Genomic DNA, 17,600 nt, shown 5'->3' on the forward strand with positions numbered 1-17,600 from the left:
TTGTAAAGAAATTCGGTGGAGCGGTAGTTCAGTCGGTTAGAATACCTGCCTGTCACGCAGGGGGTCGCGGGTTCGAGTCCCGTCCGTTCCGCCACCCTAATTAGGGGCGTAGTTCAATTGGTAGAGCACCGGTCTCCAAAACCGGGTGTTGGGGGTTCGAGTCCCTCCGCCCCTGCCAGAAACAATCCTTAGCGTTTGCTAAGGATTTTTTTTGCTTTTTTTTCAGCGACCTTCATACGGAAGATGCCAGCTTAGCAGGCATCCTTGCTTCATATTTCAATCGATCACTTTTATCTTTAAAAGATCTTTGATTTGGTTCTGTTTATCGCTGTTCTGCAACCAAATGGCGTAAAGTGGACGAGAAAGGGTTGCGGTATCGGCGACCAGATGTAAACCAGCTTTTTGTTCTGCCCACAACACCGGTAGCCAGGTACATCCATTTAGATGTGACAATTGCTGATGCGCGACTTCCGCAGAACTGGTCGTCAATGTGGGTACATCGTCACTGGCGATCAATTCCGCTTCATGCTGCTGAAAATCAGCCCCCCACTCCAGCCGCAAGTAATTTAGTTCCGCTTTATTTTTACCCGGCTCAGCAGAATAGAGCGCGAGCGTAAAATGCCCCAATAGTTGACTGCTGAATTCATCCATTTTCGGTGTTTCGGTGGTGATCAGAAGATCCAGTTGCCGCTCATGTAACTGTTTAACTAATGACTGACGTTGTGCAATACGAGCTTCGAATTGCAGATTTCCCTGGAGCTCATAAAGCCTGCTTAGCCAGTCACTGAGCATACATTCCCATAATGATGCGCTGGCACCGATAGAAAATTGGTGATGCCGCGAAGTATGTGCAACCTCTTTCCGCGCAGCCTGCCACGTACTCATAAGCGTCTCTGCATAGGGCAGAAGCTTCTCTCCAGCCGCCGTAAGACGAATATTATTACGGTGACGAGTAAAGAGATTAACCCCAAGCTGGTTCTCCAGCTGGCGAATACGAAAACTCACTGCGGACTGTGTTAGGTAGAGTGATTCCGCCGCACGGCCGAAGTGACGAGTCCTGCTTACTTCCAGGAAAGTTTTTAGCAATTCCGTATCCACGGTTTTCTCCACAAAAATATTTGTCGTAATGATTTAAATGTTTTGTTTTACACTCTGTCAAGCGTAACTAATACTCCGCGCCATAAATAGCTCGGCCAAAGAATTAGGAGCGTGCAGGATGGCGGAAAGCTTTACGACGACGAATCGTTTTTTCGACAATAAAAATTATCCACGCGGGTTCTCGCGCCACGGTGACTTCACCATCAAAGAGGCTCAACTGCTTGAGCGTCACGGCTATGCGTTTAACGAGCTGGAGCTTGGAAAACGTGAACCAGTGACCGATGAAGAAACGCAGTTCGTCGCAGTTTGTCGTGGAGAGCGTGAACCCAACACGGAAGCAGAACGTGTCTGGCTCAAGTATATGGCTCGCATTAAGCGACCGAAGCGTTTTCACACCTTGTCGGGTGGAAAACCGCAGATGGAAGGCGCGGAAGATTACACTGAGTCTGACGATTAAGAGAAAGGGGCGAATGCCCCTTTTTTACGTCAGCATATTTTGCAGATGAATGAGTAACCTGTCGATTGCGCGGTAACTTAGTGCTTCTTGCAGGTGTGTTCGCTGGATCTCATCCTGTTGTTCCAGATCAGCGATAGTTCTTGCAACCTTCAGTAGGCGTTGCCAGGCCCGTATAGATAAACCCAGATGTGTTAGCGTCTCTTCCAGCCATTCCCCATCCTCTTTTGCAAGCAAGCAGAACTGTTTTGTTTCGCTGCTTTCCAGCTGGGCGTTGAGCTTCTTTTGTCGTTTATGCTGACGAGCATGAGCCTGAATAACACGTGAGCGCACAACCTCACTGCATTCACCCTTCTGCTGGGGTTGGCTCATTAAGCCGGGAGCAGGCAGCGGTATTTCCAGCGAGAGATCAAACCGGTCGAGAAAAGGGCCTGATAACCTTCCCAGATACCGCAGCGTCTGTTCAGGCGTGCTGCGATTATGGTTACCCTGATAGTGCCCGGTTGGGCTGGGATTCATAGCTGCAATCAACTGAAAGCGCGCAGGATAAGTGATTTTCGCTCTTGTCCGTGAAATATGAATCTGGCCTGACTCCATCGGTTCGCGTAGAGCATCCAGTACGCGCCTCTCAAACTCAGGTAGTTCATCCAGAAACAGTACACCGTTGTGTGCCAGCGAAATTTCACCGGGCCCTGGTAATGCCCCTCCCCCAACGATTGCTGTCAGCGAGGCGCTGTGATGCGGCGTTCTGAATGGCCGTCGTCGCCAGTGGCGAATGGGGCTATTGCTGTTGAATACACTCATCACTGCTGCACTTTCCAGGGCTTCCTGATTATTAAGCGGTGGCAATAATCCCCCGAGTCTACTAGCCAACATGGTTTTTCCTGTTCCAGGTGGCCCTATTAGCAATAAATTATGCCCGCCTGCCGCAGTGATTTCTAAAGCGCGTTTCCCTTGCTGCTGTCCAATTACATCGCTTAGATCCCCGCTGTGCTTCTCCTGAACGACCTCAACGGGGGATGGTGTTAAAAGGGCGTGTTTTCCTTCGAGAAAAGCGCATACCTCCTGCAAATGGGCGGCTATGTGGCAATCTTCCGTTTCAGCAAGGCTGGCCTCAGCTTCATTTTCCTGAGCAATAATGATGCGACGTCCGGCTTTCACTGCTTCCATGACACAAGAGATAGTGCCGGAGATTCCACGCAATGCGCCTGTAAGGGCAAGTTCACCAACGAACTCGTAGTTACTCAGCATTGGTGCTGTTAATTGCTCTGAGGCCTCCAGAAGCGCAATAGCGATGGGTAAATCGTATCGTCCGCCTTCTTTTGGAAGATCGGCCGGTGCGAGATTGATCGTGATCCTCTTTGCCGGGAAATCATAACCACTGTTGATGATCGCGCTGCGTACCCGATCGCGTGCCTCTTTGACGGTCGTCTCGGGTAATCCGACAATGGTGAGCCCTGGAAGTCCATTGCTGATATGCACTTCGACCGTCACCAATGGCGCCGTAACGCCAAGCGCCGCTCGGGTATAAATGACTGACAATGCCATAGTTCCTCCTTGCCATGGTCATTATCTGTTCGTCGCTTTTACCTTTCATTAGTGATATTGAGCATTTACGTGGACGTTTCCGGTAATTTGTTGCAAGTTCGCCCTCTTTTCATTGCACTGGAAGTGCGCTCGCAATATTGATTTCGTTGAAAAACCAGTGAAATATTTTCACGAGCTTTTTTTGTTATATAAAACAATGAGTTTTTGCTAGCTTATGAGCAATAGCGCAAAAGCGGTCATAAATTTTTCTTGTGTCTTGTCTGAAATCTGTGTTACCTCTTTAGGTATTCCTTCGAACATGAAGCAAGAACGAACAAACATGAAAGCCCTTCTACGAGTGATTAGCCTGGTCGTGATTAGCGTGGTGGTGATTATTATCCCACCGTGCGGGGCTGCACTTGGACGAGGAAAGGCTTAAAAAACAAGCCTTAACGAACTAAGACCCCCGCACCGAAAGGTCCGGGGGTTTTTTTATGACTTAAAAATATAATCGAGGAGCAGAGAATGAATTGCAGTACAGAATTCTGTTTCTCCCGATATACGGCGGGGAACTGACTATGAATGGGGCGCAGTGGGTAGTACATGCTTTGCGGGCACAGAAAGTGGATACGGTTTTTGGCTATCCGGGTGGCGCAATCATGCCGGTTTACGATGCATTGTATGACGGCGGCGTGGAACACCTACTGTGCCGGCACGAGCAGGGCGCTGCGATGGCCGCTATTGGCTATGCTCGCGCAACGGGTAAAACAGGCGTATGTATTGCGACATCTGGTCCGGGCGCAACCAATCTGATTACTGGCCTTGCCGATGCGTTGTTAGATTCAGTTCCTGTGGTGGCAATTACGGGTCAGGTTGCGGCTCCGTTGATGGGAACTGACGCGTTTCAGGAAGTGGATGTGTTGGGCTTATCGCTGGCCTGCACCAAACACAGCTTTCTGGTTGAGTCTCTGCAAGAGCTGCCGCGCGTAATGGCTGAAGCCTTCCATGTCGCCAGTTCTGGCCGCCCTGGCCCGGTTCTGGTTGATATTCCGAAAGACATCCAACTGGCGAGTGGCGATCTTGAACCCTATTTCGCTACCGTTGATGAGGTAATCTCCTTCCCGCAGGCGCTGGTTGATCGGGCTCGCCAGATGTTATCGCAGGCTAAAAAACCGATGTTGTATGTTGGCGGTGGCGTTGGTATGGCACAGGCGGTTCCTGCTCTGCGTGAGTTCCTGGCTGCAACACAGATGCCGGTGGTGTGTACACTGAAAGGTCTGGGCACAGTGGCACCAGAATATGCTTATTACCTCGGTATGCTGGGGATGCACGGTACTAAAGCGGCGAACTTTGCGGTTCAAGAGTGCGATTTGTTGGTTGCTGTTGGCGCGCGGTTCGACGATCGCGTGACCGGTAAGCTGAATACCTTTGCGCCGCATGCCAAAGTGATTCATATGGATATCGATCCGGCGGAAATGAGTAAGCTGCGTCAGGCGCATGTCGCCTTGCAGGGTGATTTGAATACGTTGCTCCCGGCGTTGCAACAGGCGCTGTCCATTGATGCATGGCGACAGTACGCTGCAGACTTACGCCGTGAGCACGCATGGCGTTATGACCATCCTGGCGAGGCGATTTATGCGCCGCTGCTGTTAAAGCAACTTTCTGAACGTAAACCGACGAACAGCGTAGTGACGACCGATGTCGGGCAGCATCAGATGTGGGCTGCGCAGCATCTTGAATTTGATCGTCCGGAAAATTTCATCACCTCCAGCGGTTTAGGCACGATGGGTTTTGGTCTGCCTGCTGCCGTTGGCGCGCAAGTCGCCCGCCCGGAGGATACAGTCATCTGTATCTCTGGTGACGGTTCCTTCATGATGAATGTACAAGAGCTGGGCACCGTAAAACGCAAACAGTTACCGCTGAAGATGGTATTGCTGGACAACCAGCGTTTAGGAATGGTTCGACAATGGCAGCAGTTGTTCTTTAACGAGCGTTATAGCGAAACTATTCTGACTGATAACCCCGATTTCCTCATGCTGGCCAGCGCCTTTGGCATTCCGGGCCAGCACATCACCCGTAAAGACCAGGTTGAAGCGGCACTCGACACCATGCTTTCGAGCTCAGGGCCATACCTGCTTCATGTCTCAATCGATGAACTTGAGAATGTCTGGCCCTTGGTGCCGCCCGGCGCCAGTAACTCACAAATGCTGGAGAAATTATAATGATGCAACATCAGGTCGCCGTTGAGGCTCGCTTCAATCCGGAAACATTAGAACGCGTGCTGCGTGTGGTACGCCACCGTGGTTTTCAGGTATGCGCGATGAATATGGAAACCGCCAGCGATGCGCAGAATATAAATATTGAATTGACCGTTGCCAGTCCGCGGCCTGTCGAATTACTGTTTAGCCAACTGAGCAAACTTGTCGACGTTGCCCGGGTTGATATCCGACAGCGCGCAACATCATCACAATCACAACAAATCCGCGCGTAAGCGCAAAAGGAAGAACAATGACGACGAAAAAAGCAGACTACATTTGGTTCAATGGGGAGATGGTTCGTTGGGAAGAAGCGAAAGTTCACGTGATGTCCCACGCTCTGCACTACGGCACCTCTGTCTTTGAAGGCATCCGTTGCTACGATTCGCACAAAGGCCCGGTAGTCTTCCGCCATCGTGAACATATGCAGCGTCTGCATGATTCCGCCAAAATTTACCGTTTCCCGGTTTCCCAGAGCATTGATGAACTGATGGAAGCCTGCCGCGAAGTGATCCGAAAAAACAACCTGACCAGCGCGTATATCCGTCCGCTGATCTTTGTTGGCGACGTTGGTATGGGCGTGAACCCGCCTGCGGGCTACAGCACTGACGTGATTATCGCTGCGTTCCCGTGGGGCGCTTACCTCGGCGCAGAAGCGCTGGATCAGGGGATCGATGCGATGGTTTCTTCGTGGAACCGTGTTGCGCCGAATACCATCCCAACAGCCGCGAAAGCTGGCGGCAACTATCTCTCCTCTTTGCTGGTCGGCAGCGAAGCGCGCCGTCACGGTTATCAGGAAGGTATCGCGCTGGATGTGAATGGTTATATCTCTGAAGGTGCGGGCGAAAACTTGTTTGAAGTGAAAGACGGCATCCTGTTTACTCCGCCGTTCACCTCTTCTGCACTGCCGGGGATCACCCGTGATGCCATCATCAAGCTGGCGAAAGAGCTGAATATTGAAGTTCGCGAGCAGGTACTGTCCCGCGAATCGCTGTACCTGGCGGATGAAGTATTCATGTCCGGTACCGCTGCTGAGATCACCCCGGTTCGTAGCGTTGATGGTATCCAGGTTGGCGAAGGTCGTTGCGGTCCGGTCACCAAACGTATTCAGCAAGCATTCTTTGGCCTCTTCACTGGTGAAACGGAAGATAAGTGGGGCTGGTTGGATCAAGTTAATCCATAACTATAAATTTACCTCCCTAAATCATTTGCGTTGCAGCAAGGCAGCCAACGTCGCTGCGGCGCAAAGGGTGACGGGAAGGACAGACGGGAGTAAAAGAGCATGCCTAAGTACCGTTCCGCCACCACCACTCACGGGCGCAATATGGCGGGTGCCCGCGCGCTGTGGCGCGCAACCGGGATGACCGACGCCGATTTCGGCAAGCCGATTATTGCTGTCGTGAACTCATTTACCCAGTTCGTGCCTGGGCACGTTCATCTGCGCGATCTTGGTAAGCTTGTTGCAGAGCAAATCGAAGCCGCAGGTGGCGTGGCGAAAGAGTTCAACACTATTGCTGTCGATGACGGTATCGCCATGGGCCACGGTGGCATGCTGTATTCATTGCCCTCCCGCGAGCTGATTGCTGATTCTGTTGAATATATGGTAAATGCCCACTGCGCCGATGCGATGGTGTGTATTTCCAACTGCGACAAAATCACCCCGGGGATGTTGATGGCTTCTCTGCGCCTCAATATTCCGGTGATTTTCGTCTCCGGCGGTCCGATGGAGGCCGGTAAGACCAAACTCTCCAACCAGATCATCAAACTGGACCTGGTTGATGCGATGATTCAGGGCGCAGATCCCAAAGTCTCTGATGACCAGAGCGAACAGGTTGAACGTTCCGCATGCCCGACCTGTGGCTCCTGTTCCGGCATGTTTACCGCAAACTCGATGAACTGCCTGACTGAAGCGCTGGGCCTGTCACAGCCAGGAAACGGTTCGTTATTGGCTACCCATGCCGATCGCAAAGAGTTGTTTATCAATGCCGGCAAACGCATTGTTGAGCTGACGAAACGTTACTACGAGCAGGATGATGCTTCGGCGCTGCCACGCGCTATCGCCAACAAAGCGGCGTTCGAAAACGCCATGACGCTGGACATCGCAATGGGCGGTTCGACCAATACCGTTCTGCACCTGCTGGCGGCGGCGCAGGAAGCCGAAATTGATTTCACCATGAGTGACATCGATCAGCTTTCCCGCAAAGTTCCGCAACTGTGTAAAGTCGCGCCGAGTACGCAGAAATACCATATGGAAGATGTCCACCGTGCAGGTGGCGTACTGGGTATTCTGGGGGAATTGGATCGCGCAGGCCTGTTAAACCGTGACGTGAAAAACGTGCTTGGTCTGACGCTGCCGCAAACGCTCGAGCAGTACGATGTCATGCTGACCAAAGACGAAGCGGTGAAAACCATGTTCCGCGCTGGCCCGGCAGGTATTCGTACCACACAGGCTTTCTCACAGGATTGCCGCTGGGACACGCTGGATGACGATCGCGCTGCAGGTTGTATTCGCTCGCTGGAGCATGCATACAGCAAAGATGGCGGCCTGGCCGTACTGTACGGCAACTTTGCCGAAAATGGCTGCATCGTGAAAACCGCAGGCGTGGATGACAACAACCTGAAATTCACCGGCCCGGCAAAAGTATATGAAAGCCAGGATGCGGCGGTTGAGGCTATTCTCGGCGGTAAAGTGGTGGCTGGCGATGTTGTGGTCATCCGCTATGAGGGGCCGAAAGGCGGACCGGGCATGCAGGAGATGCTGTACCCGACCAGCTTCCTGAAGTCGATGGGGCTGGGTAAAGCTTGCGCACTGATCACCGACGGCCGCTTCTCTGGTGGGACATCCGGCCTTTCCATCGGTCACGTTTCCCCGGAAGCGGCCAGCGGCGGCAACATCGGGCTGATTGAAGATGGTGACATCATCGCTATTGATATCCCGAACCGTGGTATTCAACTGCAGGTCAGCGAGCAGCAGTTGGCGGCGCGTCGTGAAGCACAGGAGGCCCGCGGTAATAAAGCCTGGACGCCAGTGGATCGCGAACGTCAGGTCTCTTTCGCGCTACGCGCTTACGCCAGCCTCGCAACCAGTGCAGACAAGGGTGCGGTGCGCGATAAATCCAAACTTGGGGGTTAATAATGGCCGAATCCCAACCCCTCTCCGCCGCCCCCGAAGGGGCGGAGTATTTGAGGGCAGTATTGCGCGCGCCGGTTTATGAAGTGGCGCAGGTGACGCCGCTGCAAAAAATGGACAAGCTATCTTCGCGTCTGGATAACGTCATTCTGGTAAAACGCGAAGACCGCCAGCCGGTGCACAGCTTCAAGCTGCGTGGCGCTTACGCGATGATCGCAGGGTTAACCGCCGAGCAGAAATCGCATGGCGTAATCACGGCATCCGCAGGCAATCACGCGCAGGGTGTGGCGATGTCTTCTACGCGCCTCGGCATCAAATCGCTGATCGTGATGCCAGTGGCCACCGCCGATATCAAAGTCGATGCGGTACGCGGCTTTGGCGGGGAAGTGCTGCTGCACGGTGCCAATTTCGATGAAGCGAAAGCCAAAGCCATTGAGCTGTCGCAGCAGCAAGGGTTCACGTTTGTCCCGCCGTTCGATCATCCAATGGTGATTGCCGGGCAGGGAACGCTGGCGCTGGAGTTGTTGCAGCAGGATGCACATATCGACCGGATCTTTGTACCGGTCGGTGGCGGAGGCCTGGCAGCGGGTGTAGCGGTGCTGGTTAAGCAACTGATGCCACAAATCAAAGTGATTGCTGTCGAAGCGGAAGATTCCGCCTGCCTGAAAGCGGCGCTGGACGCCGGGCATCCAGTCGATTTACCCCGCGTTGGGTTGTTTGCCGAAGGCGTGGCGGTTAAACGTATCGGTGAAGAGACCTTCCGTCTGTGCCAGGAGTACCTCGACGATATCATTACTGTCGATAGCGATGCGATTTGCGCGGCGATGAAAGATCTGTTCGAAGATGTGCGGGCGGTCGCGGAACCCTCCGGTGCGCTGGCGCTGGCGGGGATGAAGAAATATATCGCCAAACACGACATTCATGGTGAGCGGCTGGCGCATGTGCTCTCTGGCGCAAACGTCAATTTCCACGGCTTACGCTATGTTTCTGAGCGCTGTGAGCTGGGTGAGCAACGCGAAGCGCTGCTGGCGGTGACCATCCCAGAAGAGAAGGGCAGTTTCCTGAAGTTCTGCCAGTTGCTGGGAGGACGTTCCGTCACCGAGTTTAATTACCGTTTCGCCGATGCGAAAAATGCCTGCATTTTTGTCGGCGTACGTTTGAGCCGTGGTCTGGAAGAGCGCCAGGAGATCCTTTCATTGCTAAACGGCGGTGGTTACAGCGTGGTGGATCTCTCTGACGATGAGATGGCGAAACTGCACGTACGCTATATGGTTGGCGGGCGCCCATCGAAACCGTTACAGGAGCGTTTGTACAGCTTCGAGTTCCCGGAATCACCGGGCGCGTTGCTGAAATTCCTGCATACGCTCGGTACGTACTGGAATATTTCGCTATTCCACTATCGCAGCCATGGCACGGATTATGGCCGTGTACTGGCGGCGTTTGAACTGGGCGATCACGAGCCGGATTTCGAAACCCGTCTCAATGAACTGGGTTACGACTGCCACGATGAAACACATAACCCGGCATTCCGTTTTTTCCTGGCGGGTTAGTTGTTCGGCAGAATTTTCCAGAAGGCATCGATAAGCGGCTCATAGAGCCGCTTTTTTTGTACGCATACACCAAGCTCAAACGGTGTTTTTTCATCGCTACGTTCGAGGATCATCACGCGATTCCGCACTGGCTCCGGACTGTTCTCGAGCACCACTTCCGGGATCAGCGCCACGCCACACCCCAGCGCCACCATGGAGACCATTGCTTCGTGCCCGCCAACGGTCGCGTAAATGGCTGGGTTGCTGATTTTGTGGCGGCGGAACCACAGCTCAATGCGCCGACGCACCGGCCCCTGATCGGCCATGATAAATGGCACCGTCGACCAGTCAGGCTCGGTTTGCGATACCTGGTTACGCACCGGGCACGGCAACGCTGGAGCAATCAGCACTACTGCGAGATTCTCCAGCATTGAAAACGCCACCGCGCCAGGAAGCGTTTCCGGCTTACCGGCAATCGCCAGATCCGCTTCACCGGTGACCACTTTTTCCATGGCATCGGCAGCATCGCCGGTTGTGAGTTTGATCTCCACCGACGGATGTTCAGCACGGAAGTGGTCGAGGATTGGCGGTAAATGGCTGTAGGCTGCGGTGACCGAACAGAACAAGTGTAGCTCGCCGGAGAGTGACGGGCCTTGCTGGTCTATCGAATGGCGGAGTTGCTGATACTGTAATAACGTTTGTTGAGCAAAGGTGCGTAACTCTTCTCCCGCATCGGTCAGCGTGACGGTGCGGTTATCGCGTACAAACAGCGGTTGCCCAAGATCTTCTTCCAGTCGCTGGATCTGGCGTGAAAGCGTGGAGGGACTGACATGCATAGCGCGCGCGCTGCGGCCAAAATGGCGGCTTTCCGCCAGATGCAGGAAGGTTTTCAGATCGCGTAAATCCATGAGACAGACTCCACAAATTTACATTGCAAAAATTGCAATGTGACATTGTTAATATATCAATTTAAGCAACGCATTTCCTGTCATATAGTGGGTTCAATCTCGCAATCAGCGAACTGAACAATAAGCACGACAACACAACATCATGAGGTCTTACCATGGCTAACTACTTTAATACACTGAACCTGCGCCAGCAGTTGGCACAGCTGGGTAAATGTCGCTTTATGGCGCGTGAGGAATTTGCCGATGGCGCAAGCTACCTTCAGGGTAAAAAAGTGGTCATTGTCGGCTGTGGAGCTCAAGGTCTTAACCAGGGCCTGAACATGCGCGACTCTGGTCTGGATATTTCTTACGCTCTGCGTAAAGAAGCTATCGCAGAAAAACGTGCCTCCTGGCGTAAAGCGACTGAAAATGGTTTTAAAGTAGGGACCTACGAAGAACTGATCCCGCAGGCGGATCTGGTTGTTAACCTGACGCCGGACAAGCAGCACTCTGACGTTGTGCGCTCCGTACAGCCGCTGATGAAAGATGGCGCGGCACTGGGTTACTCCCACGGTTTTAACATCGTCGAAGTGGGCGAGCAGATCCGTAAAGACATCACTGTCGTGATGGTGGCACCGAAGTGCCCGGGTACGGAAGTGCGTGAAGAGTACAAACGCGGCTTTGGCGTACCGACACTTATCGCTGTTCACCCGGAAAACGATCCGAAAGGCGAAGGCATGGCGATTGCTAAAGCATGGGCTGCGGCCACCGGCGGCCACCGCGCAGGCGTTCTGGAATCCTCTTTCGTAGCGGAAGTGAAATCTGACCTGATGGGTGAGCAGACCATTCTCTGCGGTATGTTACAGGCAGGTTCTCTGCTGTGCTTCGACAAACTGGTGTCCGAGGGTACTGACCCGGCTTATGCAGAAAAACTGATTCAGTTTGGTTGGGAAACCGTAACCGAAGCTCTGAAGCAGGGTGGGATTACGCTGATGATGGATCGTCTGTCTAACCCGGCGAAACTGCGTGCTTACGCGCTGTCCGAACAACTGAAAGGTATTATGGCGCCGCTGTTCCAGAAACATATGGACGATATCATCTCTGGCGCATTCTCTTCTGGCATGATGGCTGACTGGGCCAACGATGATAAAAAACTGCTGACCTGGCGTGAAGAGACCGGTAAAACCGCATTCGAAACCGCACCGCAGTTTGAAGGCAAAATTAGCGAGCAAGAGTACTTTGATAAAGGCGTGTTGATGATTGCGATGGTGAAAGCGGGCGTTGAACTGGCGTTCGAAACCATGGTGGCTTCCGGCATTATCGAAGAGTCCGCTTACTATGAATCGCTGCACGAACTGCCGCTGATTGCCAACACCATCGCGCGTAAACGTCTGTATGAGATGAACGTGGTAATTTCCGATACCGCAGAGTACGGCAACTATCTGTTCTCTTACGCTTGCGTACCGCTGCTGAAAGAGTTTATGACTACGCTGCAAACCGGCGATTTGGGAAAAGCGCTTGCGGAAGGCGCGGTTGATAACGCGCAACTGCGTGATGTGAATGAAGCGATTCGCGGCCATGCGATTGAAAAAGTTGGCCAGAAACTGCGTGGCTACATGACGGATATGAAACGTATCGCGGTAGCGGGTTAATTTCCCGGCAGGCGGTATTCGTCAGGCTGTAAAGCTAAGATGTAAGCCCGGAGGCACGCACGCCTCCGGGCTTTTTTACGTCCTGGCATCAGTTACGATCTTTTTTTGATCATTCGCTTGTTGGATACCTTCTTATGTAATATTGTTAGTTACATGAAAATAAATAACTCATTTTCCGCGACATTGCACATCCTGCTCCACATGGAACAGGCCGATAGCCCGATGACATCGGAACAGATGGCTGAATACATTGACGGTAATCCTGCGTTTATTCGCAAGTTGCTCGCCGGGTTACGGGAAAAGCAGATTGTCTGTGCGACCAAAGGGCACCACGGCGGCTGGCGGCTTTGTCGCTCCGCCAGTCATGTCACTCTCTACGACATCTACATTGCACTGGGATCTCCTGCGTTGTTCGCATTAGGCAATCGTAATGAGAACCCTGAGTGTCTGGTTGAGCAAGGGGTGAACCGGGTGATGTCATCGACGCTTGCCGACGCACAATCACTGATTCTCGAACGTTTTAAAAACCTGACGCTACAAGATATCGGCGCGGAATTTATCAGTTATTTCAGCGAAAAGGGGCACCACTGATGATTGAAAATTTAACAACCTGCCTGATGATTGCACTGGCTGCCAGCAGCATTTCAATAACGGTAACGCAAACGGAGCTATTTGCGGCTTATCGTGAATGGACGGTGAAAAAGAACGCGATGATAGGGCACTTGTTTCAGTGTTTCTATTGTCTCAGCCACTGGGCGGTATTTGGCGGCATGTTGGTGTACCGCCCTGCACTGCTGCATAGCGGTATCGCATTGATTGACTGGGTGATGACGGCGTTTATTACCATTACCCTGGCGACGTTGATTAATGGACTGATGTTTAAAGTGTTCCAGGCGGCAATCAGCATGCATGTGATGAAGCATGACGCGCAGCAGAAGCTCCAATCACACAAATAAAAGCAGCCTCTCTGTAATGAGAGGCTTAATCATTAGTTACGGTACAGCACTTTGATGATGTGGTAACCGAACTGGGTGTGCAGCGGGCCAGTTGGCTCCAGTACCGGGCAGGAAAACACCACTTTATCGAACGCGGGAACCATCTGGCCCTGGCGGAATTCGCCCAAATGTCCGCCTTTTTTGCCTGATGGGCAGATAGAATGTTTCTTCGCCAGCTTCTCGAAATCGCCGCCGTTTTTGATCTGTTCCAGAAGATCCAGTGCCAGTTTCTCTTCTTTAACAAGGATATGCAGTGCTGCTGCAGTTTTTGCCATGATCGTGCCTTGAGTGGTATGGATTTGGCTGGCTATACTACCACGCGTTTATACACTTCGATCTTCATTCTGCCTCGCTATGCGTTGCGCCTGCGTCTCGACTTATTCGTGGGCCTCGCACCTTTGGTGCCGCAACAAGCCGCGTTAAAATCTGTTCCCGGCAGATTCGTTATCCCGACGTGAGTAAGTGGCTGAAGATTCGCGGTCTGAATGATTTTGTGTATATATTTCCCTTCCAGACTTTTCATTGAGTGATTTTTTTATGCGTTTAAACCCCGGACAACAACAAGCTGTCGAATTCGTCACCGGACCGTGCCTGGTGCTGGCGGGCGCGGGATCCGGTAAAACACGCGTGATCACCAACAAAATCGCTCATCTGATCCGCGGCTGTGGCTATCAGGCGAAACATATCGCGGCGGTAACGTTTACCAACAAAGCTGCTCGCGAAATGAAAGAACGTGTTGCGCAGACGCTAGGGCGCAAAGAGGCGCGTGGGCTGATGATCTCCACTTTCCACACGCTGGGGCTGAATATCATCAAACGTGAGTTCGCCGCGCTGGGGATGAAATCCAACTTTTCACTGTTTGATGATACCGATCAGGTTGCGCTGCTGAAAGATCTGACCGAAGGACTGATCGACGATGACAAAGTGGTGTTACAGCAGTTGATCTCCACGATCTCGAACTGGAAAAACGATCTGTTGACGCCGTCGCAGGCTGCCGCACAGGCAAAGGGTGAGCGCGATCGTATTTTTGCTCACTGCTATGGCCTGTACGATAGTCATATGAAATCGTGCAATGTGCTTGATTTCGACGATTTGATTTTGCTGCCGACACTGTTATTGCAGCGCAATGAAGAGGTGCGCGAACGTTGGCAAAACAAGATTCGCTATCTGCTGGTGGATGAATATCAGGATACCAATACCAGCCAATACGAGCTGGTAAAATTGCTGGTTGGACAGCGTGCGCGCTTTACAGTGGTGGGCGATGACGATCAGTCGATTTACTCCTGGCGCGGCGCGCGTCCGCAAAACCTGGTGCTGCTGAGTCAGGATTTTCCGGCGTTGCAGGTGATTAAGCTGGAGCAAAACTACCGCTCATCCGGGCGTATTCTGAAGGCGGCAAACATCCTGATCGCCAACAACCCACACGTATTTGAAAAGCGCCTTTTTTCAGAGTTGAGCTACGGACCGGAGCTGAAGATTCTTAGCGCGAATCACGAAGAACATGAAGCCGAGCGTGTTACCGGAGAGCTGATTGCCCATCACTTCGTCAACAAAACCCAGTACAAAGATTATGCGATTCTCTATCGCGGTAACCATCAGTCACGGGTGTTTGAAAAATTCCTGATGCAGAACCGCATCCCGTACAAGATCTCGGGCGGTACGTCGTTTTTCTCGCGTCCGGAAATCAAAGACCTGCTGGCTTACTTGCGCGTGCTAACCAATACGGAAGACGACAGTGCGTTTTTGCGGATTGTGAATACACCGAAGCGTGAGATTGGCTCAGCTACCCTGCAAAAGTTGGGGGAGTGGGCGATGCTGCGTAACAAAAGCCTTTTTGCCGCCAGCTTTGATGTTGGCCTGAATCAGACGCTTACTGGGCGTGGTTATGAATCATTGACGCGCTTTACGCAGTGGCTTGGCGATGTGCAGCAGTTGTCTGAGCGTGAGCCAATTGCTGCGGTACGTGATTTGATCCACGGCATCGACTATGAATCCTGGCTGTTTGAAACCTCGCCCAGCCCGAAAGCCGCTGAGATGCGGATGAAAAACGTCAACACGCTGTTCGGATGGATGACGGAAATGCTGGAAGGAAACGAACTGGATGAGCCAATGACGCTGGCGGAAGTGGTCACGCGTTTTACCCTGCGCGATATGATGGAGCGCGGTGAGAGCGATGACGAATCTGACCAGGTGCAGCTAATGACGCTTCACGCCTCCAAAGGGCTGGAATTTCCGTATGTCTTCCTGGTCGGTATGGAAGAGGGATTATTGCCGCATCAGAGCAGCATCGATGAGGATAATGTCGATGAAGAGCGCCGTCTTGCGTATGTAGGCATCACCCGGGCGCAGAAAGAGCTGATTTTCACTCTTTGTAAGGAGCGCCGTCAGTATGGCGAACTTATACGCCCGGAGCCCAGCCGTTTCCTGCTGGAATTACCGCAGGATGACCTGAACTGGGAGCAAGAGCGCAAAGTGGTGAGCGCTGAAGAGAGGATGCATAAAGGCCAGGCCAACGTAGCAAATATTCGCGCTATGCTGGCGAAGGCAAAAGGGAAGTAAAAAGGCCCGGTCGATACCGGGTTTCATACTTACTGGATTTCCAGCGGCCAGTGGACGTAACTTTGCCACTGGCTTTCCTGCTCGATTAACTCCGCACCCAGCGGGTGGCATTTCAGCCAGCCCAGCGGCAACGATAGCATCAGTATTTCTCCTCGCGCATTGACGATAATTTCTGGCAACAAATCGTCGCGACGGCGGCTGGCAAAAATAATCGCCAGGCGCAGCAGGCGGCAGAGATGTTCCGCAACGCGTGGTGGGACAGCATTTTGCTGATGCAGGGAAGAGAGATCGACGGCGTTGGTCTGATTCAGCAGCAGCGTGGCGAGCAGTTTTTTCTGCGCTGGCGTAAAGCCCGGAAGATCGAGATTTCGTACCAGCCATGCTGCATGAAGCGGTGCTTGTTTAAACTCAATACTTAGACCAATTTCATGTAGTTCGCAGGCAACTTGCAATATTTCGATGCTGTAGGCATCAAGTTCCCACTCTTTTTCTACACTTAGCGCAAAGCGTTTTGCCAGTGCAGTCACGCGACGGGCTTGATCGGTATCAATAATAAAACGGCGCTGGATGTTGCGCAGCGTACGGCTGCGAATATCCTGATCAACCGTCAGATGTAGCATACCATAGACCAGCCCTTCACGCAGCGCGCCGCCGGCCAGCGTCATGCTGGTAATATTCATCTCGGTGAAGATAGCGATCAGAATCGCCAGCCCACTAGGAAAGACCAGCGCGCGCTCCAGCGTCAGACCTTCGATCTCCAGCTCTTCAAGCCGCCCGCACTGAATAGCGCGCTGCTTAAGTTGCTGAAGTTTGGCGAGAGTAATGCGCTCATCCATGCCCTGCGCCATCATGATTTCTTGCAGGGCCTGCACAGTGCCGGATGCGCCAACGCATACTTTCCAGCCGTGCCGACGAAGCTCATCGGCGACCGGGCGCAGCACTTCGCGCGCAGCATGCTCTGCGGCGTCGAAATTTTCCTGTCCGAGATTGCGGTCGGTAAAAAAACGTTCAAGCCAGGTGACGCAGCCCATCGACAGACTAAACAGCGAAGTGGTTTGCGCACCGGTACCGGTCACCAGTTCGGTGCTGGCACCGCCGATATCCACTACCAGACGCTGATCCGCACCGCCGGTGGTATGTGCAACCCCTTGATAAATCAGGCGCGCTTCTTCTTCGCCGCTGATGACCTGCACCGGGCACCCGAGGATGACTTGCGCTTTATTGAGGAATTCCTGGGCGTTGACCGCCAGGCGGAGCGTGGCAGTTGCGACAACGCGGATTTGCTGTGTCGGGATATCCTGAAGACGCTCTGAAAACAGACGCAGACACTGCCAGCCGCGTTCCATCGCCTCCTGGGAAAGCTGATTTTCACTGCTCAGGCCCGCCGCCAGGCGAACCTTGCGTTTGATGCGGGAAAGCGTCTGAATGCTTCCCGCCACCTCGCGCACAACCAGCATATGAAAACTGTTGGAGCCAAGATCAATGGCGGCATAGAGCGAGGCGGAACCAAGCAT

General features: G+C 52.8%; 16 protein-coding genes and 2 tRNA genes. 13 read left to right on the forward strand and 5 right to left on the reverse strand.

Annotated features, from left to right (window positions below):
• The first annotated feature begins 17 nt into the window (after nucleotides 1-17).
• A tRNA-Asp gene (locus BM427_RS23210) sits at nucleotides 18-94 on the forward strand.
• A gap of 8 nt (nucleotides 95-102) precedes the next feature.
• Nucleotides 103-178 (forward strand) — tRNA-Trp (locus tag BM427_RS23215).
• Between the two features lie 98 nt (nucleotides 179-276).
• Here the strand turns inward: BM427_RS23215 and hdfR are convergent.
• Nucleotides 277-1,110, reverse strand: coding sequence for an HTH-type transcriptional regulator HdfR (gene hdfR / locus BM427_RS23220; RefSeq protein WP_167518543.1), 834 nt, complete (start codon nucleotides 1,108-1,110; stop codon nucleotides 277-279).
• A 106-nt stretch (nucleotides 1,111-1,216) separates the two neighbouring features.
• Between hdfR and BM427_RS23225 the strand changes: the two genes are divergently transcribed.
• Nucleotides 1,217-1,555, forward strand: a complete 339-nt coding sequence (locus BM427_RS23225) for a MaoP family protein (protein WP_090126545.1) — start codon at nucleotides 1,217-1,219, stop codon at nucleotides 1,553-1,555.
• Between the two features lie 24 nt (nucleotides 1,556-1,579).
• On the opposite strand, the gene BM427_RS23230 is transcribed toward BM427_RS23225, so the two are convergent.
• Nucleotides 1,580-3,100 carry a YifB family Mg chelatase-like AAA ATPase gene (locus BM427_RS23230; protein ID WP_090126548.1) on the reverse strand — a complete coding sequence of 507 codons (1,521 nt, stop codon included), beginning with the start codon at nucleotides 3,098-3,100 and terminating at the stop codon, nucleotides 1,580-1,582.
• A 319-nt stretch (nucleotides 3,101-3,419) separates the two neighbouring features.
• On the opposite strand from BM427_RS23230, the gene ilvL reads away from it, so the two are divergent.
• From ilvL to ilvA, 6 genes are all read left to right on the forward strand, one after another.
• Complete coding sequence (gene ilvL, locus BM427_RS23235; protein WP_015966468.1) at nucleotides 3,420-3,518, forward strand: ilv operon leader peptide; 99 nt, start codon at nucleotides 3,420-3,422, stop codon at nucleotides 3,516-3,518.
• Nucleotides 3,519-3,657: 139 nt separating this feature from the next.
• Nucleotides 3,658-5,301, forward strand: coding sequence for an acetolactate synthase 2 catalytic subunit (gene ilvG, locus BM427_RS23240; RefSeq protein ID WP_090126551.1), 1,644 nt, complete (start codon nucleotides 3,658-3,660; stop codon nucleotides 5,299-5,301).
• The gene (gene ilvM, locus BM427_RS23245) at nucleotides 5,301-5,570 is read left to right on the forward strand and encodes an acetolactate synthase 2 small subunit (RefSeq protein WP_007369196.1); all 270 of its coding nucleotides are present in this window, start codon (nucleotides 5,301-5,303) and stop codon (nucleotides 5,568-5,570) included. Before ilvG ends, ilvM begins: the two co-directional genes overlap by 1 nt.
• Nucleotides 5,571-5,587: 17 nt before the next feature.
• Nucleotides 5,588-6,517: a branched-chain-amino-acid transaminase gene (gene ilvE, locus BM427_RS23250; RefSeq protein WP_090126553.1), complete on the forward strand. Its 930-nt coding sequence runs from the start codon at nucleotides 5,588-5,590 to the stop codon at nucleotides 6,515-6,517.
• A gap of 99 nt (nucleotides 6,518-6,616) precedes the next feature.
• Nucleotides 6,617-8,467: a dihydroxy-acid dehydratase gene (gene ilvD / locus BM427_RS23255; RefSeq protein WP_090126556.1), complete on the forward strand. Its 1,851-nt coding sequence runs from the start codon at nucleotides 6,617-6,619 to the stop codon at nucleotides 8,465-8,467.
• Between the two features lie 2 nt (nucleotides 8,468-8,469).
• The gene (gene ilvA / locus BM427_RS23260) at nucleotides 8,470-10,014 is read left to right on the forward strand and encodes a threonine ammonia-lyase, biosynthetic (RefSeq protein ID WP_090126559.1); all 1,545 of its coding nucleotides are present in this window, start codon (nucleotides 8,470-8,472) and stop codon (nucleotides 10,012-10,014) included.
• Here the strand turns inward: ilvA and ilvY are convergent.
• A complete protein-coding gene (ilvY, locus tag BM427_RS23265; RefSeq protein ID WP_090126562.1) occupies nucleotides 10,011-10,901 on the reverse strand; it encodes an HTH-type transcriptional activator IlvY in 891 nt (296 codons plus the stop codon). The genes ilvA and ilvY overlap by 4 nt on opposite strands.
• A 155-nt stretch (nucleotides 10,902-11,056) precedes the next feature.
• Between ilvY and ilvC the strand changes: the two genes are divergently transcribed.
• From ilvC to BM427_RS23280, 3 genes are all read left to right on the forward strand, one after another.
• Entirely contained in the window at nucleotides 11,057-12,532 is a 1,476-nt protein-coding gene (ilvC, locus tag BM427_RS23270) for a ketol-acid reductoisomerase (RefSeq protein WP_090126565.1), read from the forward strand.
• A gap of 153 nt (nucleotides 12,533-12,685) precedes the next feature.
• The gene (locus BM427_RS23275; protein ID WP_090126568.1) at nucleotides 12,686-13,123 is read left to right on the forward strand and encodes an RrF2 family transcriptional regulator; all 438 of its coding nucleotides are present in this window, start codon (nucleotides 12,686-12,688) and stop codon (nucleotides 13,121-13,123) included.
• Nucleotides 13,123-13,488 (forward strand): DUF1360 domain-containing protein, encoded by a 366-nt coding sequence (locus BM427_RS23280; protein ID WP_090126571.1) that lies wholly within the window; start codon nucleotides 13,123-13,125, stop codon nucleotides 13,486-13,488. The genes BM427_RS23275 and BM427_RS23280 overlap by 1 nt, the downstream gene beginning before the upstream one ends.
• A gap of 32 nt (nucleotides 13,489-13,520) precedes the next feature.
• On the opposite strand, the gene ppiC is transcribed toward BM427_RS23280, so the two are convergent.
• On the reverse strand, nucleotides 13,521-13,802 hold the full coding sequence (gene ppiC / locus BM427_RS23285; protein ID WP_001140255.1) for a peptidylprolyl isomerase PpiC: 282 nt from the start codon (nucleotides 13,800-13,802) through the stop codon (nucleotides 13,521-13,523).
• Between the two features lie 262 nt (nucleotides 13,803-14,064).
• Here ppiC and rep point away from each other — a divergent pair, with 262 nt between their 5' ends.
• On the forward strand, nucleotides 14,065-16,086 hold the full coding sequence (rep, locus tag BM427_RS23290) for a DNA helicase Rep (protein ID WP_090126575.1): 2,022 nt from the start codon (nucleotides 14,065-14,067) through the stop codon (nucleotides 16,084-16,086).
• Between the two features lie 29 nt (nucleotides 16,087-16,115).
• Here the strand turns inward: rep and gppA are convergent, their stop codons facing one another.
• Nucleotides 16,116-17,600 carry a guanosine-5'-triphosphate,3'-diphosphate diphosphatase gene (gppA, locus tag BM427_RS23295; protein WP_090126578.1) on the reverse strand — a complete coding sequence of 495 codons (1,485 nt, stop codon included), beginning with the start codon at nucleotides 17,598-17,600 and terminating at the stop codon, nucleotides 16,116-16,118.

The sequence above is a fragment of the Kosakonia arachidis genome, from assembly GCF_900116535.1.
Taxonomy (GTDB): Bacteria; Pseudomonadota; Gammaproteobacteria; order Enterobacterales; family Enterobacteriaceae; genus Kosakonia; species Kosakonia arachidis.